The 753-nt window shown below is 59.6% G+C and carries 1 protein-coding gene; it reads right to left on the bottom strand.

Going from position 1 to position 753, the window contains the following annotated elements; translation table 11 throughout:
* Nucleotides 1-232, bottom strand: a 232-nt coding sequence (locus tag AC1DZ8_RS33310) for a porin (RefSeq protein WP_477402411.1), incomplete at its 3' end; no start/stop codon positions are given.
* Nucleotides 233-753: the final 521 nt, after the last annotated feature.

Below are 753 nucleotides of genomic sequence, written 5' to 3' on the forward strand. Positions count from 1 at the left end.
CACCGTCGAACGAACCGACGTCGCCGACGCCGATGTCGTAACGGACATAGCCGCCGATGCGCAGGCAGGTTTCGGTGCCGGGGATGTAGAAGTAGCCCGAGCCGTAAACGTCGCAAATCTTGACGTATTCAGCCGGTTCCGGCTCGGCGACGACGACGGCGTCGGCGGCGCGCGCACCGGAAACTGCGATCAGGGCCGCAGCGGAGCCGAGAAGAAGGCTCTTGATGTTCATTTTCTGACCTCCAGTCAAAAGTTAAAAAACGGGTCTGGGTATTCTTTGCTGAAGGACAGCGTTCCCTGCCCCATCCCCACTACCGAAAAAGATGCGCACCGCGCCGCTCCTTCGAATTCGACATTACCCATGAGGCGGCGGCGTTCAACCACGATCGTACCGGCAAAAGGACTGTTCGGGCGCTATCCCCTGGCGTTGTTGCACAAATGACACGATTTGGCCTCAGTCAGAAAGCTCTCATTAACTATCGAAGAGCCCGGAAGCCTTGGCCTGGGCTTCGAAATGCGGCCGAATCCGGCAATGGCCGGCCGAAAATGCGGCTCCGTTGCCGACTCGCTGGCCAACGAGCTGCCGCAGAATCGCCGCATGCGAAGGGGCTCCAGCGGCCGAATCCGGATTTTTCACGGATAATGGCGCCGGCTTGTTGATTGTGCCGGCGCTTTTCTTTATCCACCGGCGCAACGGAGAGGTGGCCGAGTGGTCGAAGGCGCTCCCCTGCTAAGGGAGTAGAGGTCAAAAGC

Source organism: Mesorhizobium sp. P2_F7, from assembly GCF_056403695.1.